13 protein-coding genes are annotated in these 20,820 nt (G+C 33.8%); 9 read left to right on the forward strand and 4 right to left on the reverse strand.

The genetic code is table 11. From position 1 onward, the window contains the following. Positions 1-440: 440 nt before the first annotated feature. The 3 genes from HCQ94_RS02745 to HCQ94_RS02755 form a co-directional block, all read right to left on the reverse strand. A complete protein-coding gene (locus HCQ94_RS02745; RefSeq protein WP_166981633.1) occupies positions 441-1,079 on the reverse strand; it encodes a superoxide dismutase in 639 nt (212 codons plus the stop codon). 171 nt (positions 1,080-1,250) lie between these two features. After that, positions 1,251-6,302, reverse strand: a complete 5,052-nt coding sequence (locus tag HCQ94_RS02750; protein ID WP_166981636.1) for a DUF4132 domain-containing protein — start codon at positions 6,300-6,302, stop codon at positions 1,251-1,253. Between the two features lie 2 nt (positions 6,303-6,304). Beyond that, a complete protein-coding gene (locus tag HCQ94_RS02755; protein ID WP_166981639.1) occupies positions 6,305-6,736 on the reverse strand; it encodes a hypothetical protein in 432 nt (143 codons plus the stop codon). 230 nt (positions 6,737-6,966) lie between these two features. On the opposite strand from HCQ94_RS02755, the gene HCQ94_RS02760 reads away from it, so the two are divergent. From HCQ94_RS02760 to pknB, 5 genes are all read left to right on the forward strand, one after another. Beyond that, a complete protein-coding gene (locus HCQ94_RS02760) occupies positions 6,967-7,344 on the forward strand; it encodes a response regulator (protein ID WP_166977423.1) in 378 nt (125 codons plus the stop codon). Next, positions 7,344-8,276 (forward strand): ROK family glucokinase, encoded by a 933-nt coding sequence (locus HCQ94_RS02765; RefSeq protein ID WP_166977425.1) that lies wholly within the window; start codon positions 7,344-7,346, stop codon positions 8,274-8,276. The genes HCQ94_RS02760 and HCQ94_RS02765 overlap by 1 nt, the downstream gene beginning before the upstream one ends. Before the next feature lie 18 nt (positions 8,277-8,294). Then, entirely contained in the window at positions 8,295-9,017 is a 723-nt protein-coding gene (locus HCQ94_RS02770; RefSeq protein ID WP_196373625.1) for a lysophospholipid acyltransferase family protein, read from the forward strand. 42 nt (positions 9,018-9,059) lie between these two features. Next, a complete protein-coding gene (locus HCQ94_RS02775; protein WP_166981642.1) occupies positions 9,060-10,268 on the forward strand; it encodes a pyrophosphate--fructose-6-phosphate 1-phosphotransferase in 1,209 nt (402 codons plus the stop codon). An 817-nt stretch (positions 10,269-11,085) separates the two neighbouring features. Next, positions 11,086-13,191, forward strand: a complete 2,106-nt coding sequence (pknB, locus tag HCQ94_RS02780; RefSeq protein ID WP_166981645.1) for a Stk1 family PASTA domain-containing Ser/Thr kinase — start codon at positions 11,086-11,088, stop codon at positions 13,189-13,191. Between the two features lie 67 nt (positions 13,192-13,258). On the opposite strand, the gene HCQ94_RS02785 is transcribed toward pknB, so the two are convergent. Further along, positions 13,259-14,380 carry a polyprenyl synthetase family protein gene (locus HCQ94_RS02785; protein ID WP_166981648.1) on the reverse strand — a complete coding sequence of 374 codons (1,122 nt, stop codon included), beginning with the start codon at positions 14,378-14,380 and terminating at the stop codon, positions 13,259-13,261. Between the two features lie 70 nt (positions 14,381-14,450). On the opposite strand from HCQ94_RS02785, the gene HCQ94_RS02790 reads away from it, so the two are divergent. From HCQ94_RS02790 to HCQ94_RS02805, 4 genes are all read left to right on the forward strand, one after another. After that, positions 14,451-14,873 (forward strand): universal stress protein, encoded by a 423-nt coding sequence (locus HCQ94_RS02790; RefSeq protein ID WP_166977434.1) that lies wholly within the window; start codon positions 14,451-14,453, stop codon positions 14,871-14,873. 203 nt (positions 14,874-15,076) lie between these two features. Next, entirely contained in the window at positions 15,077-16,468 is a 1,392-nt protein-coding gene (locus tag HCQ94_RS02795) for an RNA polymerase sigma factor (RefSeq protein ID WP_166977437.1), read from the forward strand. Positions 16,469-16,476: 8 nt separating this feature from the next. Next, a complete protein-coding gene (locus HCQ94_RS02800; RefSeq protein WP_166981651.1) occupies positions 16,477-18,579 on the forward strand; it encodes a DNA gyrase/topoisomerase IV subunit B in 2,103 nt (700 codons plus the stop codon). Between the two features lie 124 nt (positions 18,580-18,703). After that, a complete protein-coding gene (locus HCQ94_RS02805; RefSeq protein WP_166981654.1) occupies positions 18,704-20,683 on the forward strand; it encodes a glycosyltransferase family 2 protein in 1,980 nt (659 codons plus the stop codon). Positions 20,684-20,820: the final 137 nt, after the last annotated feature.

The raw sequence follows: 20,820 nt of genomic DNA on the forward strand, positions 1-20,820 counted from the left end.
GGTAAAAGTAAAAATATAAAAACGCTAAAAATATTTCTATAAGCAAAACTAAAAACTAAAACCAAAGTGTATAACCCTGTAATAAAACGCTAAATAGTGAAAATACCAATCGCTAACAAAACTAAACACTAAATTAAGTATCACAAAACAAGGATATATTGAAACAAAAGCTAAGTGAAACAATAAAGAGCAGTCAAATACAAGTAATAGCAAAATATTGAAAGGTAAAAATAGTAGTAACAATAATACTAGATAAGCAAAACGCTAAAACAATACAACAAGCAACCTAGACAGTATCCTAAGGAAATAAATAAAATGAATTCTGATATTTTTCTTTATAACAAAAAACAAATAACATATAAATATTTTATAAAGTAAAAGGGCCAAATACAGATGTAAATAGCCCTTTGGTAGTCTTTGTTAGTTTATTTATTGATAATCTACTTATTTTTGCAATCGCAACAGCACAATTTAACAGTATTTACTTTCTGAGCATTTAAGTAACGTTTGTTTACGTTTTCCCAATTGACAATATTCCAGAAAGCTTTTACATAGTTAGCTTTAACGTTTAAATAGTCTAAGTAGAAAGCGTGTTCCCACATATCAAGCATTAGTAGTGGAACTATGCCTGCTGGCATATTTGATTGTTGGTCAAATAGCTGGAAAATGTGCATACGCTTACCTAGAGAATCCCAACCTAGAATTGACCAGCCAGAACCTTGTATTCCCATAGCGTTGGCTTCAAAATGTGCTTGGAAAGCTCCAAATGAACCAAACTGTTCAACAATTGCTTCTTTGATTTCACCGTCTATTTTTCCGCCTTCTGGGCAAAGATTAGTCCAGAAAATGCTGTGGTTAATGTGTCCACCTAAGTTGAAAGCAAGGTTCTTTTCCCACAAATTTACTGCTGATAAGTCATTATTAGCACGTGCTTCTTCTAGTTTTTGTACAGCTGCATTTGCTCCGTCAACGTAAGCTTGATGGTGTTTTGTATGGTGTAAAGTCATAATTTCTTTAGAAATGTGTGGTTCTAAAGCATCATAGTCGTATGGTAGTTCAGGCAAAACATATTGAGTCATTTTTATTCCTTACAATCTGAATGTTTATTTTAATAAACAAATCTTTAAGTAAGAATATTTCAAATCTGCTTAATACCATAAAATTTTGCACTCACTGAAAGTAAATGGTAGGGCAGATGTAAAATAATCTGGAACTTATATTGTAAATGCATTATTCAAAGAATGCACCATTTACGGATTGTTGTTGTGTTTTATTTGTTCTAAAATACTAGGATCTTTAATCTTTGTATCTTGAGCGAATAAAACAATCTTGGATATTATCTCAGCAGTCTTTGGATCTTCATCAATGAATGGTAAGAATAATTTACCACGCTGTTGTGAATGCACTGGTAGAACATTTATTACAGATCCAGCTTTTTGGTGAATAATTCCACTGCCTAAATGTATAGTGTAATCTGCACGCCTACCATTGATGATAGCGAAATTATCACTAAAAGTTACATTTTCTAGCTTGAATAGTTCAAGGTTAAAGCTGATAATTGCTTTTCTCATTTGAACAGTAGAGTGGCTTGTTTGCGGGTCAACGCCACCTACATGAGCAACACTTACAGCTAAATCTACATCACGCATTACTTCAGAGAAAATAATGTCAGGTATATCATCTATTTTTATCTCTTTCAGAGTTTTACGTTCATAAAAACACACCCATTCTAAAGTAGGTGCTTCAATTTCTGATGGAGAGAACCAATCTGCTAAAGCATAAATTTTAGCTATTATATTTTCTTTATAATAGACTTTTTGTAAGCCTTCTTCTGGGTCTACAACCCAACGTCTTGTCTTTAGCAATCCAATAGTTTTTTGTGGCTGGATTTGGTGTCCAGCATACCTCAAAGAATTAGTCTTACCTAATTCATCAGCCGTTTTTAGATATAACTCTCTAAAGACTTGTTTGAAAGGCCGTTTAATTTGTCTGGTGAATAAGTCTTTCTGATAGATATGCCATTTGTCGCTATTATATAGATCCAGTGGATGAGCTATTTTTAGTGACGTATCTTTTGGAATATCAATGGTCTTGCGTTCATAATTACCGTTTTTATCACTAGCATACAAGACTATTAACTTCTCGTTTTCAAAGTAACCAACCTCTTCACCAGCTTTGAATACTAGGTTTCTTAGTAGCGGTGAAATAACGAGGTTATTTTCTAGCAGGTTGCTTATTTCTTCTGAATGGAAAGTAACTTCATCTTCCATTGCCTCTTCAAGCATTTTCTTAGAACGTACATATTGATCTTTAAGATTATTGTGGGTTTGCTTCAAATCTTCAATATATGTGTCTTTTTTATACTTAGCTGGTAGAGATTTTAGTTTTTTACCATCTTTTTCATAAACAATTTCGCTTTTACCGTTTTCATCTATTCGTATATAAACGGTTATGTCACCAATTTCTTTAGGTGCAAAAAAGCTAGCAGATTCTTGGATTAGTTTTGTTTCCATAGTCCAAGTTAGGCGTGTAGCATCACTGTACCCAGCATTTCTAGCTAAGTTTTCTAAAGCTATGCTAACACTTGTTGCTTCACTTGCTCTGCGTCCAGCTCCGAATTGTTTACTAGTTTTCAAGAAATCTTGTAAGAACTTATATCGATGTAAGATATCTTTCTCACCGTTCTTAGCAACAGGAATAAGCCCATAGCTTTTTACTAGGTCTTGGTTACGCTTATCTAAAATTGCTTTTTCAGTGTCCTCAATAGCTATACGACCTAGGGTGGCGTCAGCAAATTTCCTTGCTCTGGAATGTTTTGCGCCATCAGATATGTATTTTGCGCTTTCATATAGCAAGTTAAAGTTTTCTTGGCCTAACTGTGCATAAGATGATTTAAACCAATCGACATCAAAAGCCCCATTTTGCAAATCATCTACTGATATTGGAGTGTATTTAGCAAATAGTGACTCTTTCTTTTTGTCTATATCGCTGGTATGTGCTTGGAAATAGTAGCAACCACTTGCCAGTCCTTGCCAACCTAGATACTGTTCGATAATAGGTATCCACTGTGGCGCATACATTGCTACTTCAACTAGGCGCATAACAGGAATGTTTGTTGTGGCTAGTTTTTCCTTCAGAATATCTACACTGTCACTTTCTTTAGGGAAACTCACCTTTAACAAGTGGCTTAAAGTAGATTTCTTTGAATCATCTTTTGACCAATACCAAGTATTTCGATCAAGTTTCAATTTACCTAAGGCTTTTAATACTTTGACTAGATTTTCTATTCCTTCAATGCGTTTAATAGAGTGTATAGCACTAGAGTGTTGTAAAGGAATATCTCCACGCTCTAGTTCAAGTTCAACTAGAATATCTATAATTTTCTGTCCATGTATTTCTAGTATTTTCTCTGAATGCTCATTTTTGGAGTAGTAGTTATCAAATTGCTTATACATATAAGGCTTAGTTATAGAATATTTATCGTTGATTTGTATACTTATTATTTCCAAATTTGATTTAGAGTTTGCAAGAATATATTGATATAAGAAATCTACCTTGACTAACCCTAAATGCACAGCGTATGCAACTTCATATATGTTTAAAAATACTGTTTCCCATGAAATATTATTTTCCTTAGATAATTTTTGCATTTGAGAGTCGATGTAGTATTTTATTTCAAAAACTTTTATGAAGTCTTCGTCATTAGTATATTTGTCCAAATAATTGAATAACGTGGTCATGAAAGCTATAGAAGTAAAAATACTTTCATAAGATTTGTTTTTACCCCAATCTAAATAGGAATTAGATAGTTTAGTAATAGGATATTTATTTATTATTGTGTTAATTATGGATAAAGCTATTTCAAAATTATATTGGGTAAAACCGTGTTTTTTATCTGAGTATAGGGCCTCTATTACATCTTTACCTTGCTTATTTTTCCAAGTAGAACCAAAGTATTTTAAATCTTCTTTTTCTAGTAGGAAATTTAGCTCATCTAATGAAGTTTTTAATACTTTATTTATAATCTTGAAGTAGCATTCTTCTTCATCGTCATCATGGTCTAAATCAAAAGTGTTTAAAGCTAAATGCAAATGTAACAACGTATTGTAATCATCTATATGAGTGCTATAAAAATCTTCCCAGACTTTAGTCAAAGGATAGTAGGAAAGATCAACTTTATCACCACGATCACGATAATCTGTAGGTTTTGTTGTAGCAAAGGTATTTCCAAGTATTACTTCACCGTAGGAGGTTTTGTATTCGTAATCTTCATGCTGAGTGTATAACTCGTTCAAAGCTTTTACTATTTTTAGTAATTTTTTAGTTGGTGTGGAGAAGATGTTCTTTGCTTTGATTGGTATATCCAAACTTAGAGATACATTTGGTGTATAATCTTTGTCATACAAGTTATCTAGAGCTTTTTCTAAGTTATTTGAGCCAAGCAATTTGCCAATTAGAACTTCTTCGCTAGAAGAAATAGAGGTAATTTTTTGTATAAAATCTGAAATTTCTTGCTCAGATAGTTTTTTCTCCTCTTTAGCTTTAGACACCAACTCTAAGGCACCCAAACGCTTATTTTCATCTTTACTTTGAATAAGGTTATCTATTGTTATTTTCAAGTCATCTATATTTTGCTTATAGAGTAACTCAATGCTATATTGTCTAATTTCAGGAGTCTTTAGACGTAAGTATCCTTCAAAATCAGCTATATATTCAAAAGTAAGAGCATTATCTTTTATAATCTTATAAAGAAGTTTTGTAGGAAAGTTTCTATTACCAAAAAGTTTTACTAAGGTATATTTTTGTTTCTCAGTTTTAGGATTAGAGTATAAAGTACTTAGCACTTTACCGAAATCATAGTAGCTTGTTAGGTAATCTGTATACTCGTCAGTAATTAAATCATCTTTTAACAGGCAAGCAATATAACCTAACTCTTTCGACAAATCATCTTTAGAGATAGTAACTTTATACCATGGGAAAATACAAGGAGAGTAAGTTTTAGTTTTCTTTGTAAAAGAGTTAAAAGCTACTTTTAGGATATTAAAGAAAAGCTTTGCTTCTTCACAGCTTTCATAATAGTCATTGAAAGATACATCTTTAAAATCTCTATCGTAGTAACCATAAGTGATAGATATATGAGGTAAGAAACAAGCAACTATTTGTAAAGCTTCCTCCAAGAGAGCTTTATCATTAGTTTCACAGTAATTTCTAATAATGTTCTTAGCTATTTTTCTTGCCCTAATATCATCTTGCAAATCACTCAAAACATAAGAAACTAGCAAATGTGAGTGATGTTTACCACACTCAATGATTTGGTTAATGCCTTGTATTTTGCAACTTATATCTTTGCTACCTTCAAACCATAGCCCAATCAAAGCTTCAACATTATCATCACTAGTTATTAAAGTTTTAGAATCGATATTACCGTTTAGTAAATCGTAGATTAAAGCTACTTCTTTTTTAGTTACTCGGTCGTCTTCGTATTCACCAATACCAGTAAAAGTACCTATAGATCTTCTAATTGATGCAAAACGAACCATATTGTTATCGTGAATAATATTGAAAAGTTTCACAAAATTTTCATGTAGTCCACTATCCATGGACTCACAAATTGCTTGTCTTAAACCTTCTTGTAGCTTAGATGCTAGTAGGAGACCTGCAAGTAAATCATTTAGTTCTTTATTACTTGAAGCAACAATACCACCAATTACACTAGAGGTAAGCACACTTGTGTTCTTCTGGCTTAAAAGTAAATCTCTAATGAAATCAATTACTTCAACGTTGTTATTATCAATTTCAATAGCGCAGTACTCGTTAAAGAAAAAGGTAGAGTAGTAGGTATCTTTATCGTATTGTTCTTTCAATAAGCCCATTATGTCGATGTTCAGCAGATTAAATGCGATAAAATCGCCGAGTAAACCGCATATTTTATTGAATAGGTGAGCATAATTTTGCGAACGAACTGTTCTTCGATAATAACTTACAGTATATGGATATTGTGGAAGCCTTTGGCAAACTTGTAAAAATTTAACTCTAAGTTCTTTTCCCATCAACAAATCTAAAGCAGGATATATTGAAGAAGGGAAAATATCATCTAAATTAACATAATCTTTTCTATACAACGCATCAGAAGTGTCCGAAACCCACTTATTGCCCCAATCACCGTAATCTGAAGAATCAGTACCTTCAAATAAAGCATTTACAAAATTCTCACTTGGCTTATTGAGAGATTTTTTAGCAGACTTTACTCTTTCGATAAAAGAATCCCTCACATCAGATTTGAAAGCGTAGTACCTAAACATTTCTACCACATTCTCCCTGCTAGCATTGTCAATCGGATAATAGTTACCACGTCTTCTTCACGTAAAACTATATTTTCATCTAGCTCTGTGAACTGGGTATTATTGATAAATAAGCAGTAAATACCGTCTTTAAAACTTTCAATTGCATTATCTAGTGCGTATCCTAAATCTTGTTTATTAGTGTTATACAAAGCACCAAAACTAACTTTACCTGTTGAGCTTTTGTCTTTAATTTCACTTGCTGTAATGTAATCAAAAAGTTCAGGTCTATAAGTTTGTGAGTCGATTTGATTATTAAATTTCTCAACCTGTATTGTGACCAAGTTTTGTATTAAATCTTTTACCGATGAAATATTGTCATTAATGAAATAAGTTTCTTGTTTTATTCTAGGTTTTCTATTTGAAAGTTGCTTTAAATTAACATAAATTTTCAAAAAGACTCCATATACATCGTAGATATATAAATAACACTTAAATTATAATAAGAAACTATAAAATAAGCCATCTTGTTAATTTATGTACCTACTCTAAAAGTAACGAAAAAGTTATCTTTAAAACACGTATAAATAAATATATGAATAAGAACTTATAAAATGCCTATAAAACTTTAAAACTAATCTATAATTAACACTGAAATTAGCGGATTATTCACTCAGGAAGAAAAATGAAAACTCACCATGTACTAGTTTTTTCTGATGATTTATATAATAGGGAACATATCGTTTCATCACTAGAAGGCATTTTGAACGGTTGTATTTTAGAACTAAAAGAATGTGCAACCGCAGATATTGCTGTTGAAGAAGTTAAAAATAATAACTATGACGCAATAATTATGTATGGACAAACTTATAAAGAAGGAGCAATGGCTCTGGCTAAAAGAATACAAAATGAGCTTGGCTCATTGCCACCTACAATAATGTTAGTAGAAAGAGCTCAAGATGCTTGGCTATCAAAATGGGCTGGTGCTACAAAAATAGTGACTTTACCTGTAAAACCAAATGTTTTGAGGCAAGTAGTAGCTGATCTTCTAAAAGGAGAATAATGTTTTCTATCGGAATTGATATTGGTGGTACAAAAATAGCTGCAGGATTAGTAAATCAAGATGGTGAGATTTTAGAAAGTTATATTGAAGAAACTAGTAGTGCTAATCTGGAAAAAATTAATGACGATATCGTATTTTTGAGTGAAAAACTTGCTAAAGATAAGCAAATAGTTGGTATAGGTGTAGCTACCACGGGTTTCATCTCCAAAGATAGAGACAAAATACTATTTGGGACAAATATTGAACATAAGTCCTACAATCTAAAAAAAGTATTAGAAGAAAGGCTCCCTTATAAAATAGTAATAGAAAATGATGCTAATGCTGCTGGATGGGCAGAATATAAATTCGGAGCAGGCAAAGGCGCATCTTCGATGCTTATGATTACTTCAGGCACAGGAATTGGTGGAGCTAATATCATCGACAATAAGTTAGTCAGAGGTAATTACGGCAAAGGTGGCGAGGTTGGGCACATGAAAATTGTTCCTAATGGAGCCTGGTGTAGCTGTGGACTAAGTGGTTGTTTAGAAGCCTATGCCAGTGGTAGTGCCTTGGTTAGGAACGCAACTAACCTACTAAAAGCTAACCCGAGCAAAATGCAAAATATTTTGAAGCACTGTCCTGAAAATAAAATTATCGGTCCAGCAATTACCCTTGCTGCGCAAGAGGGCGATGAAACAGCTAAAGATTTGCTAGCTGAAATAGGATATTGGATTGGATACGGTGCAGCAAATCTTGCCACTATAAATGATCCTGAGATAATCGTCATAGGTGGAGGTGTATGTGCTGCTAAAGATTTGATACTAAAACACGTAAAATCTAGTTATTACGAAAACCTGTCTTCAGGTGCATACACTGACACGGCTGATATAGTTTTAGCGCAAATGCAAAATGATGCTGGTATGATAGGTTCAGCAGATTTGGCTCGAGTATAAGGTATAGGAAATAAAATAATGTTGTTATATAAGGTTATAAAAACTTGTGTTGGTCCAATAGCTAAAATACTGTATAAACCATACGTTGAAGGACTGGAAAATGTTCCAGAGACAGGATCAGCAATTTTAGCATCAAACCACTTAGCTGTAATTGATTCGTTTTTCCTACCTTTAGCTCTAAAACGCGAGATAGTATTTATTGGCAAAGCTGATTACTTTAAAGGCAAAGGTATAAAAGGTAAAATTGTTGCTAAATTCATGCGTTCTGTCGGGACGATACCTGTTGATAGAAGCGGCGGAAAAGCACATTCTGCTTTACAAGCAGGATTAAAACGTATTGAAAGTGGCGAACTTTTCGGTATATATCCTGAAGGAACACGTAGCCCAGATGGAAAGTTATATAAAGGAAAAGTGGGAGTTGCTCGCTTAGCCTTGTTATCTGGAGCTAAAGTAATACCAGTAGCTATGATAAATACTGATGTAGCACAACCTATAGGTAAAACTGTGCCTAAACGCGGTGTACCTATTGGAGTAGTATTTGGAGAACCATTAGATTTCTCACAATACGCTGGAGAAGAAAATAACAAAGAAGTTCTACGTTCTATAACAAATACGGTAATGCAAGAGCTACAAAAACTCTCAGGACAAGAATACGTGGATAGATACGCCTCAGATGTAAAAAATGAATTAGCTGAAAAAGGCTTATTCAAAGGTCCACTTCCTCCAAAATCTGGAAAATAAGTAATTCTTTAATAACAAAATAACTTCCTCAAAGGAGATAAAATGACACAAAAGCCAGTTCGCAAAGTTGCTTTTCTAACTGCTGGGGGATTTGCACCATGTTTATCATCAGCAGTTGCTTTCCTAATAAAACGTTATAACGAATTAGATCCACAAATCGAAATGATTGGGTACGAACATGGCTATCATGGATTACTAACAGGTACTAAAATTGTAATTGATGAACGAACGAGACAAAACTGCGATATTCTACATGAATATGGGGGAAGTCCGATTGGTAACTCTAGAGTAAAACTCACTAACGTAAAGAATCTTGTTCAACGTGGGCTTATTGAAGAAGGGGAGAATCCTCTAGAAAAAGCTGCTAAACAACTTGTAGCTGATGGAGTAGATGTACTACATACAATTGGTGGAGATGATACAAATACAACCGCAGCAGATTTAGCTGCATATTTAGCAGAAAACGACTACGATTTAACTGTTGTAGGTCTGCCTAAAACAATTGATAATGACATTATTCCTATCCGTCAGTCTCTTGGAGCTATAACAGCTTCTCATGAAGCAGCAAAATATGCTCATAATATTATTTCAGAACATCGTTCAAATCCTAGAATGTTGATTATACACGAAATTATGGGACGTAACTGTGGGTGGCTTACTGCAGCAGCAACTAAGAAATATCATGATGATCTAAAGACCAAAAAGTGGTTACCAAGCATTGGATTATGTAAAGAACGCTACGATGTTCATGCTGTTTTTGTGCCAGAACTACATATTGATATTGAAAAAGAAGCTGCTCGTTTGAAAGCAATTATGGATGAGCAGGGCAATGTTAATATTTTCTTGTCTGAGGGTGCAGGCGTTGCTGATATTGTAAAAGAGCTGGAAAATTCTGGCGAAGAGGTACAACGTGATCCATTTGGTCATGTGATGTTGGATAAGATTAATCCTGGACAATGGTTTGCTAAACAATTCGCTAAGCTCATTGGTGCTGAAAAAGTCATGGTACAAAAATCAGGATATTTCTCACGTTCAGCAGCAGCCAGCTCTGAAGATTTACGTTTGATACAGTCTATGACAACTCTAGCTGTTGAATCAGCATTAAAGAGGGTCTCAGGGGTAGTTGGGCATGATGAAGAAAACGGCTGTTTACTAAGTGTAATTGCTTTTGATCGTATAGCTGGTGGTAAGAAATTTAATGTCCAAGAAGACTGGTTCCAAGACTTACTAAAAGAAATTGGTCAAGAATAAGAAATAAATAGTTACTCTTGTATAGTTTAGGCGTAGGAAAGTTTCCTGCGCCTAAATTTTATGGTGCGTTTATAGTTGCAAGATACGATTTAACATGGATAAGTATATTTAGCGATTAGGTTTTTATGGAAAGATATACTAAATGTTTATTTAATTGATTATTATGAGTTCGTAATTGAAAAGCTGAATATAAGAGTTTTATATCTAAACTTTGCTGGCTGTTTTGAAAAATTATATATTTCTGCTATGAAGTTAGTTTTTGAAAGGCATAAAATGAGTTGTCCAACAAACTGTAGGAAAATATACTCTTTTAAATCCGACAAAATGTAGTATTCTCTAGCCTTGAAAGTTGGATTTATTATTGGAATTGAAAGCTTTCTGCTCCTTTATATCGCATAGTATTGTAGTAGTATATTTCAGTAATCATACACAGTAAAAATAACTTTAGAAAATGAAATATAGTTTTATACACTGAAATTACGTTTAAGTTCTGATAAATATGCTAGCTATACACTAAAGTATAGATATTATACATGCTACGTTTTATGACATTACGCGTATTACAATTTATATAAAAATACTAAATTGTTGAAAAACAAAAATTAATCTACAACATCTAAACTAATATATACGAAACTTGCAATAAAAAGATGTAGTATAAATATAGTAAGAAAACTCATGTGTTAACTAAATATTACAAAAACTTTTGTATAATGTTTACTTGAGTGACTAGCATAATTTTAAATTATCTAGCTTTTTTCTTAAAATACTTTGAAATAGTAGTGACAAGCACGACTAGTAACAAAAGAGAGAAAGCATGCCAGAGTTCGGCGATGAGACACGTGTAAATGTTGGTAAAACACCATCAACACTAGGTACCGTTGACAATTTTATTGGTGCGGTAATTGAGGACCGTTTTAAGATAAAGTCACGTATTGCACGCGGTGGTATGGCAACGGTATATCGAGCAGAAGATAGAAGACTTGATCGTTTGGTTGCTGTAAAAATAATGCACCCACATCTAGCTGATTCTGCTGATTTCGTAGCACGTTTTAGGCGTGAAGCTCGCGTTGCAGCTCAACTAACTCACCCTGGTGTTGTAGCAATACATGATCAGGGAATTATTGATGGATCTGGATACTTAGTTATGGAACTAGTTGAAGGACCTAATTTGAGGACTCAGCTAAAGCGCGAAGGCTCTTTCAACATAAAGCGTAGTTTGACGATTATTTTAGAAATTCTTCAGGCTCTATATGCTGCACATCAAACAGGACTTATACACCGAGATGTTAAACCAGAGAATGTTTTGATTACTCCTTACGGTCAAGTTAAAGTGGCTGATTTCGGTTTAGCTCGTGCTGTTTCTGAGACAACGGCTGCTACTACAAACAGTGTGCTTGGTACTGTTTCTTATATGGCGCCTGAAATTATTACAACTGGTAGTGCTGACTTGCGTACCGATATATATGCTACTGGTGTAATGTTGTATGAACTTATAGCCGGGCATCCACCGTTGGCTGGGTCTACACCTATTCAAATAGCTTATAAGCATGTGCATGAAGGTATTCCAAATATTTGTGATGAACTCGAATGGGTGCCAGAATCTGTTGCTAATCTTATTGCTAAATTTACAAATAGAGATTCACAGCAACGTCCTGCTGATGCGATGGTTGCTGCTCAGATGGTGCAAGAACTGCTTGATACAATACCTTCTGATTTACTTCTTAAAAGAGCTGATGTTGAGCCTTCAATTACTGAAGATGAAGACCAGGCGGATGAACAAATTGTAGAACATGACTCAGGTGCTACATCTGCTTTAACTTATCATCATGGAACTGTTGCTTTATCTATGGAAGATTCTTCCTATGGTCCAGTGGGTGCTGTTTCATCGTCTAAAGTAGAAAGTAAAGAACAGAATAAAATTTCTTATGATCTAACTCCTACTGACGGAGTAGACACTCAAGTGCCTGTTACTACAGAGCTTGTAAGCTCTGCAAATGAGGGCACCATGGTGAAAGAAAAGAAAAAGTCTAAGCTATTGTCAAAAATAAAACCTTTGTATATAGCAGTATTTTCTGTTGTTGTAGTTGCAGGGTTTGCTACTTGGTGGTTTACGCTAGGACCGGGAGCATATATAAATATTCCTAAGGTTGAAGGTAAAACTATCGATGAAGCTGTTAAAATGTTGAGTAACAGCAACATTAAATTTGATAAGAAGTACGTTTTCAGTGACACTATTGAGAAAGATAAAGTAGTTGGAACTAACCCTAAAGATAAGGTTTATAAGAGTTCTAAACTAATGCTACTTATTTCTAAAGGTGTCCAACAGATAAATATTCCTAATGTGTCTGGTTTGAGCGAAAAAGAGGCTACTAAAGTTTTGCTTGCAGCTAACTTACAGCTCAATAAAGAAAGCGTAGAAGTTTGGTCTGAAGATGTAGAAAAAGGTAAGGTAGCTGGTACTGATCCTACTGCTGATACAGTGATTCCTCATACTAAATTTGTGACAATACAGATTTCAAAGGGTCGTGAACCTATTCAAGTACCAAATGTTGTAGGAAAACAGTCGGCAGAGGCTCAAAAGATTATTTCTGATGCAGGACTCAAACCTGAAGTTTCTGAAGATTTCTCAGATAACGTAGCAAAAGGTTTGGTTATAAGCCAAAGTCCAAACGCAGATGGAACTACGATATTTAGAAATGATCCTGTAAAGATTGTTGTTTCCAAGGGACCAAGAACTGTTGCGGTTCCTAATGTATTTGGAAAATCAGTCAACGAAGCCACATCTATACTTCAACAAGCTGGTTTCAAAGTTAATATTGTAAAAGTCCTTGGTGGAGCTTTTGGAATAGTTCGCTCAACAACTCCAGGTGGGGGAGAACAAGCACTTCCTGGTTCAACAATCACTGTTACAGTTTTGTAGCACGCTAACTTTTATGAAATGCTACTGTGAGTAAAAGGCACGGTAGCATTTTGTTTTAATATTTATACTATCCTTCACGTTCTATTAAAGATTGCCCAAAGTCTAATAAGTACTTTTTTACTTCTTCGTTAATGTTTAAATCTTTTAGAATAGAATATCCTTTGTTGTAATAATCTTTCATTTTAGTTTCATGAATATAATATGCTCCAGAATTGACTATCTGTTTTTTGATGTTTTCAATTAATTCGGCTTGTTCTATAGGATTTTTTTCTTTCAATGTAGGTAATACTTTTATAACTTCTTTTCTATCTGCAATGCTCAAATTTTCTAGAGTAAATGCTAAAAGTAAAGTTTTCTTTTCTTCAATTAAATCAATTCCGGCTGGTTTTCCTGTTTTAGTTCGATTTCCAAATATTCCAAGCTCATCATCTTTCATCTGGAAAGCTATTCCCCATGAAACTAGTGCTTGAGTAATTTTTTCTATATTGGTATTAGAGTTGCCTGAGATTTTATTACCAAGTATAAAAGGCTTGGTAACAGTATAATGAGCTGTTTTAGAAATTAATATATTTTTTATTATATCTTTATTTAGTAGGTAATTTTTATCAGCTTGTTGGTTGCTAGCATATAAATCGTAGTACTGTCCTATGGCTACTTCTTTAGTAATTTCTGTAAAATATTGTATAACGTTTCTATAAGTATCTAGGTTCGATATATTTATTTTTTGTATGTGTTCGAAAGATTTTGACAGTAATAAATCTCCCAATAAAATTGCCGCATTTATTCCATATTTTTCAGCAGAAGTGTTTATAAAATTCTTTTTGTGAAAATTGGAAAAATAAATATGAGTTGCAGGATTGGAACGTCTAGTATCAGTATTATCGATGATGTCATCGTGTATCAGCGCTGACAAATGGTATAGTTCTATAGCAGTACATAAATGAGTTAATGAAAAATCACTTACGTAACTGTTAGAAAAACTACCATTAGTTATATTACTCATACTGCCCAGTAAACACATTTTAGGTCTTATAAATTTACCTTTTAATAAGTTATTCTTAGCTGGATACAAAAACTCTTCCAATAACTCAGAATTAGGATATGAATTTTGTACTTCCAACAAAGACTCTAATAAAAGCTCTTTAGTTGCGTTTAATCTATCTGTAATATAACTTTCTATTTGTTTCATACATTAAAGATACTATCTATTTAAACTACATGCTAACATTTATATATACTGTGACCTAAAAGGGGTAGATATGCCAATCGTAATTAGTTACCACGGAACACCTGAGTCTAATGTTGCTTTGCATGCTGCTTACAATGCTGCTAAGACCATGGAAACTGAATTAGTAGTAGTACTAGCTGCTAAAACTTCTGAAGATGACTCTCGTACTTTAGACACTGCTCAGGATACTCTTTGGGATTTGTTAAAAACTATGTCTGTGGCATACAAAGTTATTCGAGCAAAAGCTAACGTTGAGATTGCTGATAGCGTTCTTGAAGTTGCAAGAGAAGAAGATGCAAGTTTGATTTTTATTGGTTTGGCAGGTCGACAAGGCATAAAAGGTCAGATGGTTGGTGTAAACGCTCAAAAAATATTGTTAGAGTCAATTTGTCCTGTAGTAACTGTTACTCAGCATAGTAGTTATATTGAAGGAATGGACATTTCTCAAGAGTAAAATCTAAACGCTACTTTTACTTTATTGTTGCAATATTTTGTATTCGACTGTATAATGACGTGGTGTTTATTTTAACGCATTTCCACTGATTAAAGCAGATATAGTGATGAAATAGCATTTGATAGTAGTACTACATATATTGATCTGCAACTAGTGGTTTTAGAAAGTATTTGTAAGCTAACAAAGAAAAAATTGGTTAAACAGTGACAAATAAAACGACTTCTCGAACAAAAAAAACTACTAAAAAAATAGTGAATTCTAGTGAAAATGAACTAGATAGCAATCTAGTTTTAAATGATGAAGAGAAAACATCTAAAACCCCTAAAACCACAAAAGCTAAGACTGTATCTAAGAAAAAGACTGCTAAGAATACATCTAAAGAAGAGGTAAAAGAAGCTGACCAATCTACATTGGAAGAAATCGAAGAAGATGTTTTCAAAGACGATGTCGATGAGCAACTACCTAACGAAGATGAGATTGATTTAAACGATGAAGAAATCTTAGATCTAGATGACGAAGATTACGATTTAGATGATGAAACAGAAATAGAAGACACTGAAGAAGACTTTGAAGAAAACGAACGCGAAGAAAAAGAAGAAAAAGAAGAGAAATTTACAAACGGTTTCATTCTATCAGAACGAGATAATAGTGATGAGCCTGTACAACAAGTTACAGTAGCGGGTGCAACTGCTGATCCAGTTAAGGACTATTTAAAACAAATAGGTAAAGTTGCTCTTCTAAACGCTGATCAAGAAGTTGAATTAGCTAAAAGAGTTGAAGCTGGCTTGTATGCTGAAGAAAAATTACGTCGCGAAAGCAGCGAAATGCCTTCAAAGCTACGCCGTGAACTCACCATGATTGTTCAGGATGGACAAAGAGCTAAAAACCATTTACTAGAAGCTAACTTGCGTCTAGTTGTTTCTCTAGCTAAACGTTATACAGGACGAGGAATGCTTTTCCTAGACCTAATTCAAGAGGGAAACCTAGGTCTAATTCGTGCTGTTGAAAAATTCGACTACGTAAAAGGGTATAAGTTCTCAACGTATGCTACTTGGTGGATACGTCAAGCAATTACACGTGCGATGGCTGATCAGGCTCGTACGATTCGTATACCAGTACATATGGTTGAAGTTATCAACAAACTTGCTCGAGTTCAAAGACAAATGCTACAGGATTTAGGTCGTGAACCTACACCTGAGGAACTAGCTGAAGAACTAGATATGACACCTGAAAAGGTAGTTGAAGTACAAAAGTATGGGCGTGAACCAATTTCTCTACACACTCCACTGGGTGAAGATGGAGATAGTGAATTTGGTGACTTGATTGAGGATTCAGAGGCTGTAGTTCCAGCTGATGCAGTTTCTTTCAAATTATTGCAAGAACAGTTACACCGTGTTTTGGATACCTTATCAGAACGTGAAGCAGGCGTAGTTATGATGCGTTTTGGTCTAAACGATGGACAACCTAAGACTTTGGACGAAATTGGTAAAGTCTACGGTGTTACACGTGAACGTATCCGTCAGATTGAGTCAAAGACTATGTCTAAACTACGTCACCCATCAAGATCTCAAGTTTTGCGTGATTACTTAGAATAGGAATAAAAATGACCGATAAGCCTTCAGACTACTCAGCTAGACACTTACAGATTCTTGAAGGTTTAGAAGCTGTACGCAAAAGACCAGGAATGTATATTGGTTCCACAGATCAGCGTGGACTTATGCATTGCTTATGGGAAATTATTGATAATGCAGTTGATGAAGCCTTAGAAGGATATTGTAAGAATATACTAGTTACTCTGCATAAAGATCGTTCAGTAACTGTTGAAGACGACGGGCGTGGAATACCTATTGATATAGTTCCACAAGTTGGACTAACAGGTGTTGAAGTAGTATTCACTAAATTGCACGCAGGTGGTAAGTTTGGTGGAGGTACTTACGCTTCTTCCGGTGGTTTGCATGGCGTTGGTGCGTCTGTAGTAAATGCTTTGTCTACACGTTTAAACGTTGAAGTAGACAGGGGCGGAAAAACTTATGCTATGGCTTTTTGTAGGGGAGAGTCTGGAATATTTGACGATTCAAAAGGAATTTTGGCAAATAATCCATTTACACCTTTCATCGATGAAAGTGAACTTAATGTTGTAGGTAAAACCCCACGTAAAAAAACTGGTACTAGAATACGTTTTTGGGCAGATACTCAAATTTTTCCTGAAAATATAGATTTCTCTTACGAAGATTTGCTGGCTAGGGCCAGACAAACAACTTTCCTTATTCCTGGTTTATGTATATCTGTAGTTGATGATAGAAAAGAAGAACAACAAAGCGAATCGTTTAAATACGATGGTGGTGTTGTAGACTTTGTAGACTTTTTGAGTCACGACGGTCCAATCACAGATATCTGGAAAATTGAAGGTAACGGCACATATACTGAAACTGTTCAGCAACTAGATAAAAAAGGACATTTACAACCAGTAGAAGTTGAAAGAAACTGTGAAGTAGAATGTGCTTTAAGATGGACTAAAGGTTATGACACAGATATAAAGTCTTTTGTAAACATTATTGCAACGCCTAAAGGTGGCTCACATTTAACAGGATTTGAACTAGCTTTAACAAAGCACTTTAGAACATATATTGAAAAGAATGCTCGTAAATTCAAAGTAAGTCCTAAAGATCCTAAAATTGAAAAAGACGATGTGCTAGCAGGAATGGTAGCTGTTGTTACAGTTCGTATACCTGAGCCACAGTTTGAAGGACAAACTAAAGAAATATTAGGTACTCCTCAGGCTAGATCTGTTGTAAATAGTGTTGTAACTAGCTTTTTAAAAGAAAAATTTGCATCTAAATCTCGTGATGATAAACAACAAATTTCTGTTTTGGCTGAAAAAGTTGTTGGAGAGATGAAAGCTAGAGTCAGCGCTAGAATAAATAAAGAAATAACTAGGCGTAAAACAGCTCTTGAAACTTCTACTTTACCAGCAAAACTGGCTGATTGCTCTTCAAAGGATGTTAGTACATCTGAACTGTTTATTGTCGAAGGAGACTCAGCACTAGGTACTGCGAAGTCAGCAAGATCTTCCAAATTCCAAGCATTACTGCCTATACGAGGAAAAATATTGAATGTTCAGAAAGCCTCGATTAGTGATATGCTTTCAAACGCAGAATGTGCTTCTATTATACAAGTAATCGGAGCTGGTTCAGGGCGTTCATTTGAGATTGAAAACGCTAGATATGGAAAAGTCATTTTGATGACAGATGCTGATGTTGATGGAGCTCATATTCGAACGCTACTTTTGACTTTATTTTTCCGCTATATGCGTCCAATGATTGAGCAGGGAAGAGTCTATGCTGCTGTTCCTCCTTTACATAGAGTAGAAATAATGGCTTCTGGTCGTAAGAAAAAAGAAATCGTTTACACTTATTCTGAAGAAGAACTACATGCTGTATTGGCAAAGCTGAAAAAGAGTGGACGTAAGTACAAAGAACCTATTCAGCGATACAAAGGTTTAGGTGAAATGGATGCCGATCAGCTTGCTGAGACAACTATGGATCCAGCTCTTAGAACACTTCGTAGGATTACCATTGCTGATGAAGAGCAAGTTCGTAAAGCTGAAGAAGTGTTTGAGCTGCTTATGGGAACTACCGTTGCTCCACGTAAAGATTTTATTGTAGATAATTCACATAAGTTTGATCGTAATAAAATTGATGCATAGTTGTGGATATTGCAATCAAAGTGAAATAAAATAAGTAGCTTTAAAGTATGAAACCTCATATTAACTATCTAATTTGCTTAGTGTAAACTTGGTAGTGAGAGTCTAAGTAAAAATGGAGTGTTATATGGCTAAGGTTTCAATTCTTGTGCCTATTTTTAATGTTGAAAAGTATTTGTCAGAGTGCTTGGATAGCTTGCTGAATCAGACTTTAAAAGATATTGAAATTATATGTATAAATGATGGATCGACAGATAGTTCTAAACAAATTTTAGATGAGTATGCCAAGAAAGATTCACGAATATTTATTATAGATAAAGCTAATTCTGGCTATGGCGACTCTATGAATATTGGTTTGAAAAAAGCTACAGGTGAATACATCGGTGTAGTCGAATCTGATGACTGGGTAGAACCAACAATGTTTGAAGATATGTATGCTTTGGCAAAAGAACATGATGTAGAGGTTGTCAAAGGAAACTATTTTACTTATTACACTAGTGCAGAGAAAAAATATTTAAGCGATCAAAAAATACAACTAGTACTTGAAAATGAAACAAAAACTGTTATAAATCCGTTACATAATAATCATATTTTTTATCAAAATCCAGCAATATGGGCAGGGCTATATAACCGTAAGTTTTTGCAAGAAAATGGTATAGAATTTTTACCGACTCCTGGAGCTTCGTATCAAGACACTGGTTTTAACTTCAAAGTATGGGCTTGTGCTAGTAGAGTTTTTTATACCACGAATGCATATTTACACTACCGTAAAGACAATGAAGCATCTTCAGTAAACAGCGTAGCTAAAACTTTCTCAATACAAGAAGAATATGCAGAAATTGAACGTTTTTTGCGTGAAAAGAACAAATATGAAGACTTAATGCATGTGTACCATAAAGTAAAATTCCAAGGTTACTTTTGGAATATAAATAGGCTTACACCTGCTTTAGCTGAGGAATTTATAAATGCTATTAATATTGAGTATAAAAAACATTTAGAAAATGGGGAGCCAATTTATGAATTCTATGATCCAAATACTGCTCGTATCGTAAAAGAAATTGTGAGCAATCCAAAACTTTTTATACAAAGAAAATATGCTAAAGAAAAAGCTATAATTTCCATTATTATGCCTGTTCGTGATGCAAATGATTACTTAGAAAAGGCTATAAATTCAGTTTTATCTCAGACTTTTAAAGAATTTGAGCTAGTTATTATAGACTGTGGTTCAACTGATGGTTCTTTGAGAATAATCGACAAGTATTTGAGCTTAGATCCAAGAATCAGAATGTTACACTCTAACAATACTATTCCATTATTAGCTAGAAATGATGGAATATTTGAAGCAAATAGTAATTATATTACCTTTATAGACCCTCATGATTACTATGAAAAAGACGCAATAGAAAGTTTATATACATCAATTTTAGAAAATGACGTTGATATAGTAGTGGGACAAACTACTCCTGAAAACAATTACAATACAGTTGTATGTGATGAACAAACAATAAATACACAAGATTTATCTATTTGCCGAAAAAGTGGAAAGTACAATATTGATTCTTCCATCATTAAGAACTTTAATTACTGTCCATTTGCTAAAATTTATAAGAAAGATATGATTGTTAGAAACGATTCATTCTTTTTCATAGAAGATATTGAAGATAAGTTTTTTACTTATTTTTATATGCTACTTTCTGAAAAAGTTTATTTCATCGACTCTAGTAGACACATTTACAGCTGCGGATTACATAAAGTAAGTAATTCTGAAAAAAATATTTTAAAAGATAGTGCTGATAATAGAATAAACATTATCGACAGAGGATTTAAAATACTACAAAATAAAACTTTAATGGATAAGTATTATAAAACCTTTATAGTTTTTTACAAAGACAATTTTTCAAAGGCACTAGAAGCTGATAGCTCTAAGCGAGCACTGTACAAGTTAGAAACATGGCTGATTCAAAATGAAGATAAACTATCCTCTTACGACTTGCCACTATTACAAGAAATATTAGAAGTATTTCCGAAAAATATCAAAAATAGGAGTAAATATAATAAGTTATATCGTAAAATTATACGCAAATTTATTAGTGTTTTTCAAAAGTAAAAATATGTAGATATATAGAATGTTTATATGTTATGTAATATAACTTTTATACAAAAACTAATAAAAAACTTAATAAAACTAGCGTAAAATGTAGAATGTAGGCTATTTACCGAGCCAATAGTTATAGTAATCTATAT

The organism is Actinomyces sp. zg-332 (assembly GCF_011751945.2).
Classification (GTDB): domain Bacteria; phylum Actinomycetota; class Actinomycetes; order Actinomycetales; family Actinomycetaceae; genus ZJ293.

What these genes read in the sequence shown, in the direction of transcription:
- HCQ94_RS02760 (WP_166977423.1), top strand. Translation starts at nt 6,967, where the DNA reads ATGAAAACTCACCATGTACTAGTTTTTTCTGATGATTTATATAATAGG.
- HCQ94_RS02770 (WP_196373625.1), top strand. Translation starts at nt 8,295, where the DNA reads ATGTTGTTATATAAGGTTATAAAAACTTGTGTTGGTCCAATAGCTAAA.
- HCQ94_RS02765 (WP_166977425.1), top strand. Translation starts at nt 7,344, where the DNA reads ATGTTTTCTATCGGAATTGATATTGGTGGTACAAAAATAGCTGCAGGA.
- HCQ94_RS02745 (WP_166981633.1), bottom strand. Translation starts at nt 1,079, where the DNA reads ATGACTCAATATGTTTTGCCTGAACTACCATACGACTATGATGCTTTA.
- HCQ94_RS02800 (WP_166981651.1), top strand. Translation starts at nt 16,477, where the DNA reads ATGACCGATAAGCCTTCAGACTACTCAGCTAGACACTTACAGATTCTT.
- HCQ94_RS02750 (WP_166981636.1), bottom strand. Translation starts at nt 6,302, where the DNA reads ATGTTTAGGTACTACGCTTTCAAATCTGATGTGAGGGATTCTTTTATC.
- HCQ94_RS02805 (WP_166981654.1), top strand. Translation starts at nt 18,704, where the DNA reads ATGGCTAAGGTTTCAATTCTTGTGCCTATTTTTAATGTTGAAAAGTAT.
- HCQ94_RS02785 (WP_166981648.1), bottom strand. Translation starts at nt 14,380, where the DNA reads ATGAAACAAATAGAAAGTTATATTACAGATAGATTAAACGCAACTAAA.
- pknB (WP_166981645.1), top strand. Translation starts at nt 11,086, where the DNA reads ATGCCAGAGTTCGGCGATGAGACACGTGTAAATGTTGGTAAAACACCA.
- HCQ94_RS02775 (WP_166981642.1), top strand. Translation starts at nt 9,060, where the DNA reads ATGACACAAAAGCCAGTTCGCAAAGTTGCTTTTCTAACTGCTGGGGGA.
- HCQ94_RS02790 (WP_166977434.1), top strand. Translation starts at nt 14,451, where the DNA reads ATGCCAATCGTAATTAGTTACCACGGAACACCTGAGTCTAATGTTGCT.